The organism is Candidatus Enterococcus murrayae (assembly GCF_017315985.1).
GTDB lineage: Bacteria > Bacillota > Bacilli > Lactobacillales > Enterococcaceae > Enterococcus_A > Enterococcus_A murrayae.
Genome location: NZ_JAFLVR010000026.1, coordinates 16,607 through 31,059, shown reverse-complemented (window position 1 = coordinate 31,059; position 14,453 = coordinate 16,607). Strand labels below are relative to the sequence as shown.

General features: G+C 40.8%; 15 protein-coding genes. 11 read left to right on the top strand and 4 right to left on the bottom strand.

Features of this window, described 5'->3' with window-relative positions; all coding sequences use genetic code 11:
• Positions 1-102 precede the first annotated feature (102 nt).
• From JZO85_RS11485 to JZO85_RS11455, 7 genes are all read left to right on the top strand, one after another.
• On the top strand, positions 103-1,380 hold the full coding sequence (locus JZO85_RS11485) for an L-lactate MFS transporter (protein WP_207108671.1): 1,278 nt from the start codon (positions 103-105) through the stop codon (positions 1,378-1,380).
• Positions 1,381-1,611: 231 nt separating this feature from the next.
• Positions 1,612-2,046, top strand: a complete 435-nt coding sequence (locus JZO85_RS11480) for a MarR family winged helix-turn-helix transcriptional regulator (protein ID WP_207108670.1) — start codon at positions 1,612-1,614, stop codon at positions 2,044-2,046.
• Between the two features lie 2 nt (positions 2,047-2,048).
• On the top strand, positions 2,049-3,428 hold the full coding sequence (locus tag JZO85_RS11475) for an MATE family efflux transporter (RefSeq protein ID WP_207108669.1): 1,380 nt from the start codon (positions 2,049-2,051) through the stop codon (positions 3,426-3,428).
• A gap of 155 nt (positions 3,429-3,583) precedes the next feature.
• Entirely contained in the window at positions 3,584-3,922 is a 339-nt protein-coding gene (locus JZO85_RS11470; protein ID WP_207108668.1) for a hypothetical protein, read from the top strand.
• 78 nt (positions 3,923-4,000) lie between these two features.
• Positions 4,001-4,429, top strand: a complete 429-nt coding sequence (locus JZO85_RS11465) for a MarR family winged helix-turn-helix transcriptional regulator (protein ID WP_207108667.1) — start codon at positions 4,001-4,003, stop codon at positions 4,427-4,429.
• Positions 4,430-4,539: 110 nt separating this feature from the next.
• Positions 4,540-6,306 (top strand): ABC transporter ATP-binding protein, encoded by a 1,767-nt coding sequence (locus tag JZO85_RS11460; protein ID WP_207108666.1) that lies wholly within the window; start codon positions 4,540-4,542, stop codon positions 6,304-6,306.
• Positions 6,299-8,083 carry an ABC transporter ATP-binding protein gene (locus JZO85_RS11455; RefSeq protein WP_207108665.1) on the top strand — a complete coding sequence of 595 codons (1,785 nt, stop codon included), beginning with the start codon at positions 6,299-6,301 and terminating at the stop codon, positions 8,081-8,083. Before JZO85_RS11460 ends, JZO85_RS11455 begins: the two co-directional genes overlap by 8 nt.
• A 429-nt stretch (positions 8,084-8,512) precedes the next feature.
• Here the strand turns inward: JZO85_RS11455 and JZO85_RS11450 are convergent, their stop codons facing one another.
• Complete coding sequence (locus JZO85_RS11450) at positions 8,513-9,118, bottom strand: TetR/AcrR family transcriptional regulator (protein ID WP_207108664.1); 606 nt, start codon at positions 9,116-9,118, stop codon at positions 8,513-8,515.
• Between the two features lie 72 nt (positions 9,119-9,190).
• Here JZO85_RS11450 and JZO85_RS11445 point away from each other — a divergent pair, with 72 nt between their 5' ends.
• The 4 genes from JZO85_RS11445 (at position 9,191) to JZO85_RS11430 (ending at position 11,785) form a co-directional block, all read left to right on the top strand.
• Complete coding sequence (locus JZO85_RS11445; RefSeq protein ID WP_207108663.1) at positions 9,191-9,799, top strand: TetR/AcrR family transcriptional regulator; 609 nt, start codon at positions 9,191-9,193, stop codon at positions 9,797-9,799.
• 36 nt (positions 9,800-9,835) lie between these two features.
• Positions 9,836-10,522 carry a winged helix-turn-helix domain-containing protein gene (locus JZO85_RS11440; protein ID WP_207108662.1) on the top strand — a complete coding sequence of 229 codons (687 nt, stop codon included), beginning with the start codon at positions 9,836-9,838 and terminating at the stop codon, positions 10,520-10,522.
• A 97-nt stretch (positions 10,523-10,619) separates the two neighbouring features.
• Positions 10,620-11,213, top strand: a complete 594-nt coding sequence (locus tag JZO85_RS11435; protein ID WP_207108661.1) for a Crp/Fnr family transcriptional regulator — start codon at positions 10,620-10,622, stop codon at positions 11,211-11,213.
• A gap of 17 nt (positions 11,214-11,230) precedes the next feature.
• Positions 11,231-11,785, top strand: coding sequence for a YbhB/YbcL family Raf kinase inhibitor-like protein (locus JZO85_RS11430; protein ID WP_207108660.1), 555 nt, complete (start codon positions 11,231-11,233; stop codon positions 11,783-11,785).
• A gap of 75 nt (positions 11,786-11,860) precedes the next feature.
• Here the strand turns inward: JZO85_RS11430 and JZO85_RS11425 are convergent, their stop codons facing one another.
• From JZO85_RS11425 to JZO85_RS11415, 3 genes are read right to left on the bottom strand one after another with little or no spacing between them, the layout of a single operon-like run.
• Positions 11,861-12,979, bottom strand: a complete 1,119-nt coding sequence (locus tag JZO85_RS11425) for a glycosyl hydrolase family 8 (protein WP_207108659.1) — start codon at positions 12,977-12,979, stop codon at positions 11,861-11,863.
• Positions 12,980-12,990: 11 nt separating this feature from the next.
• Positions 12,991-14,304, bottom strand: a complete 1,314-nt coding sequence (locus JZO85_RS11420) for a glycosyltransferase family 2 protein (protein ID WP_207108658.1) — start codon at positions 14,302-14,304, stop codon at positions 12,991-12,993.
• Complete coding sequence (locus tag JZO85_RS11415) at positions 14,304-14,444, bottom strand: hypothetical protein (RefSeq protein WP_207108657.1); 141 nt, start codon at positions 14,442-14,444, stop codon at positions 14,304-14,306. Before JZO85_RS11415 ends, JZO85_RS11420 begins: the two co-directional genes overlap by 1 nt.
• Between the last annotated feature and the right edge of the window lie 9 nt (positions 14,445-14,453).

Genomic DNA, 14,453 nt, shown 5'->3' with positions numbered 1-14,453 from the left:
TGTTTGAAAAAAATATTTTTTTAAATAAAAAAAGATAACAGCTGTTATCTCTTTTTTATCGCACTCAATTACACAAATGCATTGAAATCAGGAGGGAATAAGATGCGCAGGGAAAAAAATAGATGGCTGATCGCCTTGTCAGGAGTAGCGATTCATCTGTCTATCGGTTCGGCATACGCGTGGAGTGTATTTAAAGAACCGATCAAAGAATTGACGGGTTGGGATAAATCGTCGATCTCTTTTGCATTTAGTTTAGCGATTTTCTGTTTGGGAACATCAGCAGCATTTATGGGAAAATTTGTAGAAAAATTTGGACCAAGAAAAACAGGAACGGTCGCATCAATTTTATTCGGCTTAGGAATCATCTCGACTGGTTTTGCCATTTCTAGTCAATCATTGCCAATGTTGTATCTGACTTATGGAATTATCGGCGGGATCGGTTTAGGGGCAGGGTATGTGACCCCAGTGTCAACGATGATTCGTTGGTTCCCGGATAGAAAAGGATTAGCTACCGGACTTGCTATCATGGGCTTTGGTTTTGCTTCTATGATCACTGGCCCGATCGCCCAGCAATTGATGGTGCATGTTGGCGTTTCTAAAACCTTCTATATTTTAGGGGTTGCCTATTTCTTAGTGATGTTTACTGCTTCGCGTTATTTGGAAAAGCCGCCAGTTGGCTGGACACCAGAAGGCTTCGAGGCTCCAAATCCAAAAGAAGAGGTAAAGGTTCAATACAGCGGTGTACAACTGACCGCCAATCAGGCAATCAAAACCAAAACTTTTTGGTTATTGTGGTTTATGCTATTTCTAAATATTACTTGCGGAATCTCGCTTGTTTCAGAAGCCTCGCCAATGGCTCAGGAAATCACTGGAATGACTGCCGGCATGGCAGCTACGATGGTGGGAGTAATGGGTGTCTTCAATGGCTGTGGCCGATTGGTTTGGGCACTGGTCTCAGATGTGTTAGGCCGAAAAAATGTCTTTACGATTCTTTTCGTGATTGATATCGTTGTTCTAGTGAGCCTATCTGTAGTAAGCTCACCGTTGCTGTTTGCAGCATTGATTTGTTTATTGATGACTTGTTACGGCGCCGGATTTTCGATTGTTCCAGCTTACATTGGAGATGTCTTCGGTTCGAAAGAGGTTGGCGCAATCCACGGCTATATCTTAACTGCTTGGGCAGCAGCCGGGATGTTTGGTCCGATTTTCTTAGGGAAGGTCACTGAAATGTTCCATTCTTATACCAACGTTTTACGAATTTTTGCTGTACTAGCATTGATTGGATTTGCAGCTTCCATGATTATTCGTGCGGCTATCAAAGGTTTAGCTAAATCCAGCAATAATGAAACTTCGACAGGAACAAGTACGAAGCAGGCTTAAAAATAAAATAGAAAGCGATTGAAATCAATTTGATCTCAATCGCTTTTTTTAATTCTTGAAAGCAGAAATTTTCGCCTTATTATTGCAAAGCTGAGTGAGCTTGCGAAGACTTTCTATTAACCATAAATAATCATCGATAAAAAGTTTTTGGAACAATAGTTGACCACTCAACTATTATTTGGTAAATTGGTTGAGTAGTCAACTATTTTGTTTTGGAATCAGGAGGAAACGATGAAACGAAGTGTGGGACGTTTGATTTCGATTTTGTATCGAAAAAATCAGATTTATTTAAATGCGGCAATGAAGCCATTAAACATTACAACAGCGGAGCAGCCGATCTTGATGTATCTATATCGGCATAATGCGGTGACACAAGAGGAGATTAGTGCGTATCTTCAAGTAGACAAGGCGTTGACGACACGAACGGTTCAGTCGCTATTAGAAAAAGACCTGATTACGAAGGAAAAGGATAGTCAGGATAAGCGTTGTAATAAAATTTCTTTGACTGAAAAAGGTTTGGACATGCGAGAAGCGATGGTAGAGAAATTTGTTGGTTGGAATCAGATCATGCTAGAGGGAATGGATCAGGAAAAACAGGACTTGCTTTTTGAGTTGCTAGAGGAAATGGTCACAAAGACTGAACAGCATGATTTAAAGGGAGGATAAAAATGGAAGCAGCAAATCCGTTAGGGACTGAAAAAATCTCAAAATTGCTATGGCAGTTTTCCATTCCGGCAATTATCGGAATGGTTGTGAATGCGCTATATAATGTAGTGGATCGAATTTATATCGGTCATGCTCCAGGTTTGGGAGCAAATGGTTTAGCGGGGATCACGATTGGCTTTCCAATCATGATCATTTTATTGTCAATTGGTATTTTGTTTGGTGTAGGCGGTGCGACGCTTTTCTCCATGAAGTTGGGAGAGGGAAAAACACAGGAGGCCGAGCTTGCGTTAGGAAATGCTTTTTCTCTGCTGATAATCAGCGGACTTTTATTTATGGCGATGGGCCATTTGTTTCTGTCTCCTGTATTGTCCGTATTTGGTGCTAGTGAAAATGTCTTGCCTTTTGCTATGAGCTATATGCGGATCATTTTTTCAGGTGCGGTTTTTCAAATTGTCAGTATTGGTTTGAATAACTTTTTACGTGCAGATGGACAGCCTAAGCTGGCGATGATCACGATGTTTATGGGGGCGGGAGTCAATATCATCCTCGATCCAGTTTTTATCTACGTGTTTGATATGGGAATGGCCGGTGCTGCGCTAGCAACGATTCTTTCTCAATTCATTTCGATGATCTGGATTTTGACTTACTTTTTAAGTAAACGCAGTCATCATCAAATTCAAGTAAAAAATATGAGGATCAACCTTCATGTTGCCGCGAGAATCACGACATTAGGGTTACCGAATTTTTTATTGCAATTAGGAAATAGTCTGTTGAATGTCGTATTGAATATGACGCTTTTAAGCTATGGCGGCGATATTGCTGTTTCTGGCATGGGGATCGTTAATAGTATTCAGACAATATTGCTGATGCCGATCACTGGATTGGTTCAGGGGGCGCAGCCGATCATCAGTTTTAACTTTGGTGCGAAGAAATTCAATCGCGTGAGAGAAACACAAAAATATGCCATCTTGATCGCGACGATGATTGTTAGTATCGGTTGGCTGGCTACTAGAATAATGCCGGAACAATTGGTGCGGTTATTCAATAATGAGCCTGAGTTGTTGACCTTTGGTGCGAAGGCTTTGCAAACCTGGTTCTTGTGTTTGCCAGTCATCGGCTTTCAAATCGTTGCTTCCAATTTCTTCCAAGCAACAGGGCGAACGCGTTCAGCGATCTTTTTGACATTGACAAGACAAATTATATTATTGATTCCAGCCATCTTGCTTTTCTCTAAAGTATGGGGAATGGACGGACTGCTACATGCCGCGCCTTTTGCTGATGCTGGAGCCGGTCTTCTGACAGGGATCTTTTATGTGATTGGCGTCAAACGGCTGAGTAAGGAAGAGTCCGCGTTGGAAGAGCTGAATTACGAAACAGAATAACCAAGATAAGGTGTGTCGCTTTTTTGACACGCCTTTTTTTGTTTAAATGGGCGATGTTTTTTCGAAAAAAACAAGCTAGGGAGCAGCTATAACTTATAACCTGAGTAGGCTATAATGAATAAAAAGTCTTTAGATGAAAATGAGGAGGATGGAAAATGTTTGTTGCAAGTCTCATTGAAAAAGCACATGTAGATTCGGTTCCTTTATTATTCGCGGGCTTGGGATTAGCGACTCTAGTAATTAGTTTGCAGCCGTATACTGGCGGCCTCGGTTATCGTGGGATTGCGTTTTGCTGCTATGGCAAACGGATTTGGCAGTTTTCTAATTGTCTGTTCGGCGGTCTCTTGATTTTTGTCTCTCTCCTGCTGTATTTATTGTTTAAAACAGGGGGACTTCCGGCCAGTAATAAAGTAATTATTGCAACAATTGCCTGCCTTCTTTGCAGCTTCATCAGCGATCTAGTGACACTATATCTGAAGCGATTAAGAGAGTAAGATCAATGGTTGACAAAGGGAAAGAATGTGTTTAAAATAGTTAGCATGTTAACTGTTTTTTCAAAGGGAGAGAATCACATGAATGAACCAGAAACGATCGGTTTTAAGATCAGAGAATTGTCCTTGTTGATTGCTAGGTATATGGAGCAGACGAATGAAGATGGCCACATTAGAGGTCCGCAAGGCTTTGCGTTAGGCTATTTAGTCCATAATCGCCACAAAGAAATCTATCAAAAGGATCTGGAAGAACGTTTGTCGATTCGAAAACCAACAGCCAGTAATTTAGTTGACCGTATGATCAAAAATGGTTTTTTGACGACTGCACCGTCTCAAAAGGATAAGCGCCTGAAACGATTGATCGTGACCGAAAAGGCAATCGAAACCACGTTCGAGATAGAAAAGCAGGTGGAGGCCATCGAAAAGGTTTTGAAACAAGGGATTTCAGAGGAGGAATTGGCGCAGTTTTTTGCAACGATACAAAAACTCAAACAAAATATCCAAATCTAATCTGGTTGTTAAGACGATCAGATTTCTATTCCTGCTAATAGTTAGCATGCTAATTTAACGGTGGTACTTCGTTAGTTAAAAGAGAGAAGTTCAATAATAGGAGGTTTTTTATGATACAGCTAATAAAACGAACGAATTTAAACGAGCGATTACTGGCACTGACAAGCGTTCTATTCATCCTTGGTCAGGTATGGATGGATTTGAAGGTGCCGGATTATATGTCCCAAATCACAAAGCTGCTGCAGACACCTAATACTACGATCAACGAGGTTTTAACTCCCGGCGGCTGGATGGTTTTGCTGTCCTTGTTGAGCTTTGTCTTTTCATCAATAGTTGGCTTATTTGCTGCAAAAATAGCAGCGAGCTTAACCTGCCGATTGCGTCAGAATATGTTTAGCAAGGTTATGGATTATTCCACTCATGAGATTCAACAATTTTCGATCCCAAGTTTGACTACGCGGACTACGAACGACTTAACGCAAATTCAACAGATCGTCGCGATGGGCTTACAGTTGATGATCAAAGGACCGATTACCGCAGTTTGGGCAGTTTTAAAGATCTCCGGAAAAAGTTGGCAATGGACCACGACTACCGGGGTTGCTGTTTTGATTCTATTGATCCTGCTATCGGTGATTTTGACTTTAGTTCAGCCTAAATTCCGTAAAGTTCAACAGCTTACGGATCAGGTTAACAGTCTCACACGTGAAAATTTAACCGGTTTACGAGTTGTACGAGCGTATAATGCAGAAGGGTATCAAGAAGAAAAATTCGCAGCGGCTAATCAGGAGCTTACGTCGACCAATTTGTTTGCAGGACGAGTAATGGCCTTGATGAGTCCGAGCATGAGTTTGATTTCCAGCGGATTGACTTTAGCGGTCTATTGGATCGGGGCTTACATGATTCAGCAAGCACAAGGTATGGTAAAGCTTTCGTTATTTAGCGATATGATCGTGTTCTCTTCTTATGCGATGCAAGTCGTCATGAGCTTTGTTTTGATGTCGATGATTTTTATGATTTTGCCGCGGGCGACTGTATCTGCGAAGCGGATCAACGAGGTGCTGGATAAGGAAGCTTCCGTAGTGTTTCCAGAAGAGGGCGAAAAGCTGCAAACGAATATCAAAGGAACGGTGGAATTTGATCATGTGTCCTTCCACTATCCAGATGCTTCCGAACCGGTGATCCATGATATCACCTTTAAAGCAGAGCAGGGGGACACGATTGCTTTTATCGGTTCGACAGGCAGTGGGAAAAGTACGATTTTGAACTTGATTCCACGGTTTTATGAAGCCAGTGAAGGGACGATTACGATCGACGGACAGCCGATCCATACATACAGCCATGTGAATCTGAACGATATCGTTGGTTATATTCCACAAAAGCCAGTGTTGTTCAGTGGAACGATCCAGTCGAATTTGGATTTTGGGAGCAGCAGTAATACTCCTTTGAATGGAGAGAAAATACAAGAAGCGCTATCGATTGCTCAAGCCAGTGACTTTGTAAATAAAAAAGCGGAGAAATTGAAAAGCCATGTTGCTCAAAACGGCAACAACTTTTCTGGTGGGCAGAAGCAGCGTTTGGCAATTGCCCGCGTGATTGCCCGACGACCTGAAATCCTATTGTTCGATGACTCCTTCTCGGCATTGGACTATCAAACAGATAAAAAGCTGCGTCAGGTATTAAAAGAAAAGCTAGCCGATACAACAAAATTGATTGTTGCTCAGCGGATCAGTACTATCATGGATGCTGACCAAATCATTGTTTTAGATGAGGGGCATATTGTTGGTCAGGGAACACATGAAGAATTACTGGAGAGAAACGCGATCTATCAAGAGATTGCCTATTCACAGCTGTCGAAGGAGGAATTGATCAATGGATAATACATTGGGAAGTATTCAGACACAAACAAAGGAACATCCTTTGAGAAGAAATATTTTTAAAGCATTGAATCAATACAAATGGCCCTTGGTCATAGCAATCTTATTTGCCGCGATCGGAAGCATTACTCAAATTCTTGGGCCAAACCGTCTAAGCGAGATCACGGATCTGATCACACAAGGCTTGAGAGGAACGATTGATCTTACTCGGATCAGTCAAATTGGACTGAGTTTAGTTATCCTTTATATAGTTGGAGCAATCCTTTCCTATTTTCAAGGATTTATCGTGGCGACAGTTACTCAAAAGTTTTCTAAACAAATGCGGCGCCAAATATCAGAAAAAATTAATGCCGTTCCGTTGAACTATTTTGACACTCACAGCCAAGGGGATACTTTGAGTCGGGTAACGAATGATTTGGACACGGTCAGTCAATCTCTGAACCAAAGCTTGAGCTCATTATTTCCTTCGATCACACTATTTATCGGATGTTTGATTATGATGCTCCGGACGAATTTGATCATGACGATCACCTCGGTTGTTTCTGTTCTGCTCGGTTTTTTATTGATGGGGATTATTATGGCAAAATCACAGGTTCATTTTAATCAGCAGCAGAAAAAATTGGCAACGATCAGTGGTTTTGCGGAAGAGGCTTATTCTGGTCAGCAGGTCATTAACGCATATAATGCCAAGGAAAATATGAAGGTCGAATTTGCTGAAATGAATCAAACGTTTTACGGTAGTGTCTGGAAGGCGCAGTTTCTTTCTGGAATCATGCAGCCTTTAATGGGGTTCATCGGGAATTTCGGTTATGTAGCAGTGTGTGTCGTCGGAGCTGTTTTAGCTTTGAGAGGAGATATTACGCTAGGAATCATCGTAGCCTTTACGGTATACATCCGCTTGTTTTCACAGCCCTTATCGCAACTGGCTCAAGCCTTTTCTAACCTGCAATCAGCAGGAGCCGCAATGAGTCGTGTATTTGAATTTTTAGCTGAGGATGAACTGGCAGCTGAGTCAGAAAAAGCAGTGAAGCTGCGACGCGCAGAAGGCAATGTGCGTTTTGAAAATGTCAGCTTTGGTTATGACAAGGAGCGGACGATCATCCATCATTTCAATGTGGAAGCAAAGGCAGGACAAAAGATCGCCATCGTTGGTCCAACCGGGGCTGGGAAAACGACGGTCGTTAATCTGTTGATGCGTTTTTATGAAACGAATCGCGGAGAGATCCTTATCGATGGTGTTCCGACTAAGGAGATGAGTCGAGAAGAAGTGCACGATCAATTTTGTATGGTTTTACAGGATACCTGGCTGTTTGAAGGGACGATCAAGGAGAATCTGATTTATAATCAGGAACATGTTTCTGATGAAACAATCGTGAATGCCTGTAAAGCAGTGGGGATCGATCATTTTATCCGAACGTTGCCAGGAGGCTACGAAACCTATCTAGATGATAGCGTTAGTTTATCCGTCGGACAGAAACAATTATTGACGATTGCTCGAGCAATCATCAAGGATGCACCGATGTTGATTTTAGATGAAGCTACCAGCTCTGTAGATACACGAACGGAGGAATTGATCCAAGCAGCGATGGACAAATTAATGAGCAACCGCACATCCTTTGTTATTGCTCACCGCCTATCAACTATCCGTAATGCGGATCTGATTCTTGTCATGAACGAAGGGAATATCATTGAACAAGGAAATCACGAAGCGTTAATGGAGCAAAAAGGCTTCTATGCTGATTTGTATAATAGTCAGTTTGAGAAGGAACAGCTAGCATAAAAAATAAAAGGCGCTTAAAACCGAGAGGGTTTAAGCGTCTTTTGCTTTGTTAAAACGTATAGATAGCACGTACTTTGAAGGGCCGTTTGTACAGGCAAAGGGAGAGAGGAGTAAAAATCAGGAGAATCGAGTGCAGCAGTTATAAAGTAACGGAGGTTATTTTAATTAAATTAAAAGGGATAAATTAACATGATGTCTATTTTTGTAAACCTAATAATAGTTTTAAGATGTTAATTTATTAAAGAGTTCTAATAAATATAAAGATAACTTATCAAAGGAAGCAACAACAAAATATTATTGCGGAAGGTTTTAAAAAAATGAGTCTTATTTTTTAATTATTTGAGTAGAGAGAGCAGGAAATTTGGTTTTTTAACATGAAACCAATAAGATGTTTTGGTACTTATAAGAAACACTTCTAAATGGATGAGATCAATGCTCGAGACCTTTTTTCTGATAAAGCTCGATAAAGATAGGCAAAGAGGTATTTACCAGTATCTCGGTAATTTCTTCAGGGCTTTCCTCAAAGTTTTTGCGAATCCAAGTGCCAATAATCAAGTAGTTGCCTTTTGATAGATAGTCTAAATATTGGGTTAATGTCTGAGGATCAAAGTTCACTGAGAAAATTAATGGAAGATTTCCTTTTAGCTGTTTATTGAAGAGATTTCTTACATATTTCAACAGGTCGATATCGCTGTTTTGTGAAGTGAGGATTTCTATTTTTTTCCGATTCTCCCAAAAGAAGCGAATGACGTTTTCGACCCTAACGGTCAAGTTCGAACGAATGGCCTCCAAGCTAGGAGCACTTACTTGTTCGTAAAAAACGACATTTGATTGGAAAACAAGGGTCATTTCGGCTAGAAAATCCTCAACGATGCTGTCTAATAAATCTTCTTTGTTTTGAAATTTTTTATAAAAGGTAACACGACTGACCCCGGCTTTAGCTGCAATATCACTGATTCTAATGCTTCTAAACTCATGTGAATGCAGCAGTTCAAGAAAGGCCTCTTCGATCAGACGGCGTTTTTCATCTAACATAACCATACCTCCTAATGCGATTGTAACTTGATTTGACAGCTAAGCCAAATAAAGAAAGGAAAAAAATTTGATTTGAATAAAAATCTTGTAAAAAAAAGTATTCTCGATGCGTTCTTAGAACTGTTGACCGTATCTAAATATGAAGACATAACAGTCAATGAAATCGTAGAAAATGCTTATGTCAGCAGGGTTACTTTCTATAACTACTTCAAAAATAAAGATGCGCTATTAGATGAATTACTCGACCAATTTTTGAAAAACTTTAATAAGCTTCAAAAGAGTGATTTGCATTTATTAGAAAAAATGACGATCACTCAGAAAAAAGATACATATCAAGGACTTTACCCATATACATATAAAATTCTCGATTTTTTCTATTGCAATAAAAAGTTAGTACGGGCTTTCTACAATATGAATCATGAAAAACTGGATTTCATGCAAATTCTTCAAAAAAATTATCATGATCATTTTAGTCAAGCACTGCCCCGTCCTTTTTATAAAGCGTTAGAAGCATCCAGAATTGAGTATTATTCTTTGTTTATGACAAATGGCGTGGTCTCCATTATTGAAAAATGGTTCGCGTCAAACTTTGAGGAAGATATTGCGGATGTTGTTGACAAGATTTTGGTTTTACTGATTACGAATTTGAGTGCTTTGTATTCGGAATTAGATTCAATATAGAACATTTATCAAAAAAAAGTAAAGGTGGGATGACTAATGGCAAAAATATTGATTATTACTAAAAACCCTTTGGCGGAACAAGAATTGCAGCTTGCTCTTCAAAAAATCAACGATGAAGTTTTTTGTACATCCAGCTTATTAGAGCAAATTGATTTTTATCCAGAGGTTGCCGGCTATTTTTCGATCGCCATTTTAAGCGAGACGATTTCTAGCTTGGAGCTGTCTAAATACCTAGTTTCTTTAAAAAGGAAGGGGCTCCTGCTGATAAGAAAAGGAAGTCAGGACCAATTAAAAGAAACAGACCTAGATTGGATGATTTCGGAAATTGATGAGTGGTTTACAGATCAGACACCAATGGAAGACTTTATTGAGAAAATCGCTCAATTGAAGGAACAAATTGGCGAATTAAAGAGTGATGTGGGCAAAACGTATAAAAAATTCATTTCCCGATTAACGAAGAATGAACGGAAGGTCGTTTATTTCTTATACAAAGCAAAAGGAGCGCAATTATCGAGAGAGAAGCTTTGCGAAGAAGTCTGGGGAACGGGAGTGAATACATCAAATGTTTGTCAGCTTTCATTTCTGGTGAGCTGTATTCGGGAAAAAATGGTCAATGCCGGCTTTAATGAGAATGAATTAAAAACGATGTGGGGACGAGGATACCAGCTAGGAGACCTGCTAGTATCATTATTAAATAAAAATGAATTTACCTTGACCCCATAGCTTTTATAGATTACCCTCTCGTGCCTTTATCCTATGTTAATGACAGGCACCGCCGCCTTCGATACAATGAATAAAACAGTTTTAGAAGGAGTAGGCGATGACAGAAATTGAACAGGCAGTTAAGAAATTAGCGAGTCGCTATGCCAAAGTAACGATCAAAGGAACCGTTCTTTCCCGATTGATAGAATTAGGTACTCTCATAGAGTTTTCGTCAGATGATTTGATCGTTGCTGCGGGAGATAATCAAAATAAGCTTTATTTATTAGTGGATGGTTTGATTCGAAAGTATTATCTAGATTATCAAGGGAATGATTTGACCCATCAGTTTTTGGAAGCAGAACAGGTCTTTAGTACCCAACATGTTGTTTTTAGCGGACAGGTCATGTGCAATTTTGAAGCAGTAGAACCGTGCAGAGTCGTTTGCTTTGACTATGAGCTCGTTCAGAGTCTAATGCTGGAAGAACCCGCATTAACACAAATTTATATTGGAATGCTAGAGGAGACCTTGCGAATCAAATTAGTCCGGGAGACAGCATTGTTGACCGAAAGTGCGACAGCGCGTTACGTGAAATTAAAAACCGAGATACCAAACATTGACCAGCGTGTGAATCACGGACATATCGCGTCTTATATCGGTGTCACCCCTGTTTCTTTGAGCCGTATTCGCCGGACGTTAAGAGAAGAAAAGTGATGAGGGGGCACAGAAAAATGATTATAGGTATCGTTGGCGGGATCATACTGCTGGTGGGGATCATTTTAGTGGTCAGCCGGCAGAAGGATATTGTGATTGAAGGTGTTTCAAGGCTGGAGATCACAAGCCCGGCATTCAAGAATGGGGACAAGATCCCTATAGATTACACTGGAAATGGAAAGGATCGGTCACCGGAGCTGCGCTTGTCTGAGCTGGATCGAAGGGCTGTTTCGCTGGTGGTAATTATGGATGATATTGATCATCCATTGGCCGGAGTCTACAATCATTGGTTGATTTGGAACATCCCTCCAATGAAAATTATTCCAGCTGAAATTCCCCAAGGCAAACAAGTATCGGAGTTAGGCAATTCGGTGCAAGGCATTGGCTATGGGAAGCACCGCTATCGCGGGCCGAAGCCGCCCTTCGGCAGTCATCGCTACAAATACAATGTCTTTGTTTTGGATACTAAATTGGATTTACTCGCTTCTTCGAGGAAAAGAGAACTTCTAGAAGCGATGGCGGGGCATATTTTACAATATGGTTATCTGATAGGGGAGTATTCTGCCCGTTAATCGTTAATTAAATGTGAGAAGCCATGTTTTGCCGGAGGGAAGCATAAAGACAAGAAGAGTCCGCTCTTCTTGTCTTTATTTTTGCTTCATCTGCATTGTTATCAAGGTCGTCAGCGTATCGCCGTAGTAGTCTTTTCCTGATAGTTCGTCTTCGACTACCCAGGATTGTGAGTTTACGAGATTTCCGTAAGCTTCTTTCTGTTGAGCAGCGTATAAAATAGGTGCCGAGAAATTTTTAGCTGGACTAGAGGATAACGATTTTCCTGAAAGAGTGTAGCCTTCAGTGATCACCTTCTCTTCTAAAAAGAAGTTCATCATCTTGCTTAATACCTGATTGACATCTTTATCCTTCGAGCTGGCAAGGCGCCAGGGGATCCGGCAGGCATTCGCTCCGTAGTTGCCATCGTTTGCATCAGCGACCTGATCCTTTTTAGCCGGTGTGACTGTTTTGTTTTGTACCCAGGCAAAGTCTGGAATCAATCCGGTTTTATGCTGTTTGCTCAATGTTTCCAGGACATCTACGGAATTTGTCTTGAGTGTTCGCCAGAAAGTATCTCCGCTGAATGACGCAAAAGTATCAAAATAGCTGGGAATGATATCGGATGGCCGAATCAAGGCATAGGATTCAGAATCCTTCGTTGCCCAATCACCAACAGTCAATAATTTGTTGGTGGCATTATAGTTTCTTTTCTTAATAGCTAAAAGCAGGCTCTTTGCCGCGTGCTTGTAATCGGTCGAACTGTCGGGCCATTGCTTACTTGCCGCGATCAGGGCATAGGCAATATCCAGATCTCCGTCTGTTGCATTCGTTTTTTCTTTTTCTATAGTATTGTCTTCTTTAAACGTTTGTCGCCAGCTCATCAATGGATTTTCCTGACTGATCCGAAAATTTTCATAGTAGCGATAAAAATCGTAGAAATCTTTCTCAGTTGCCCAACCGCGTTTGACCGCTTGCAGGGTGATCAGCATACCGTACCCATGTCCTTCAGACAACGAGATATCAGTTTTTCCCTTAGAATTTGTTTTGACGAAAGCACCTTCAGCGTTTTCTTTCACATAAGCTGAGCGCCATTGTTGATACACGTTTTTTTCTACTTTGATCTGATTGTCTTCTATATTTAAAAGCACTGCTGCAACATAACCTAAAAAAATCAAAGCCAGCAGTGACCACATAATTGCAGGACGTTTGCGCATAAAATTGCCTCCTAGTCATCGAAACGTTGTGTTTTATACCACTTACTGCTATCACGCCGAAATAGTTTATCCCCCACATAAGAAAAGAGCGATACGATCGATATTCCGATGAACAATAAGGAATAGGTGAAATACGATGCAATGGCATAAAAGAAATTGGCGGTGGTCGCTTGCCCAAATTGACTAGATAAGGCCAATTGGATTTGCAGCAAGTAGATCGCAAACATCAATGCCCAATTCACTAATAAAAGAGCGCCGATCTGCCGATTGCTCCCGCCAAAAGTAAAAATCACATCAATCGAAGGAAACCAAACATGCAAAATCATTGCGATCAAATTGGCAAGAAACATGATGTTCGATAAAATAATTGCACTGGTGAACCAGAAAAATGTATTGAAGTAATAAATACTTTGCAGACGGATACGCCAGTTTGATCCGCCAAAGATATCTTTGAGATTATTGATGATCACTTCGTAGTTTCCTTTGGCCCAACGTTTTCGCTGACGATAATAGACAGACAGCGTTTCGGGTTCTTGTTGGAAGGCCTCTGAACGGGAAGCAAGAGCGATCAATTTGCCAAGCTTCATGATTTTAAAGCTTAGGGCAGTATCCTCTGTCAGCGCACCATTATCCCAGCCGCCTAATTCTCGGATCATTTTTGTTTGAATGATAAAGTTGGTGCCGGGGATTTGTCCAATCTTAAACAGCTGCCATAAGCCGGTATGAATAATCCGCTGACTGGTTACGATTTCTAAATTGATACAGCGTGTCAAAAAGTTGCGCTTATAATTTCTTGTCTTGTTTCTGCCAAAGACCGCACCATAACGTTCTGGGTCCTCCAAAGCTCTTTCAACCAGAAAATAAAGAGCGTTTTGTTCAGGCATCGCATCGGCATCATAGACACAGAGATACTCACCATGGGCGATTTTTAGGGAATCGTTCAATACGCCAGCCTTGCCTCCGGTTCCGCGGCGATCAATGACTTTAGTCAAATAATACCCTTGATATTCTGGCTGCTGAAGAATCGTATGGACGCGCTCATAGGTCTCGTCGTCACAATTATCCGCAAAAACTAAAATTTCCATTTTTTCCCGCGGATAGTTCATACTTAAAATAGCCTTCACCGTATCTTGAATGACGATCTCTTCGTTATGTGCCGGAACAACGATCGTAATCAGCGGGTAGGCTTTGAGTGGTTCCAAACGATTTTTCGGCGGCCGAATATTTTTTAATAAATAGTAGACCGCGCCAAATAAGATAACTAAGGTGATCAGCAGGGAGAACCAAATCGAGATGATTCCAAACATTAACAATATGGAACTCATTAATAATTCCGCCTCCTAAAGTAGCGCCAAATCCGATCCTTGATGATCAACAAGCAGAGAAATAGAACCACAGCCGCGATAAAAAATATCACTGTAACGACCTTACTCGCTTCAAAAAAATAAATGAGTAGTTGATCCATGACTATTTC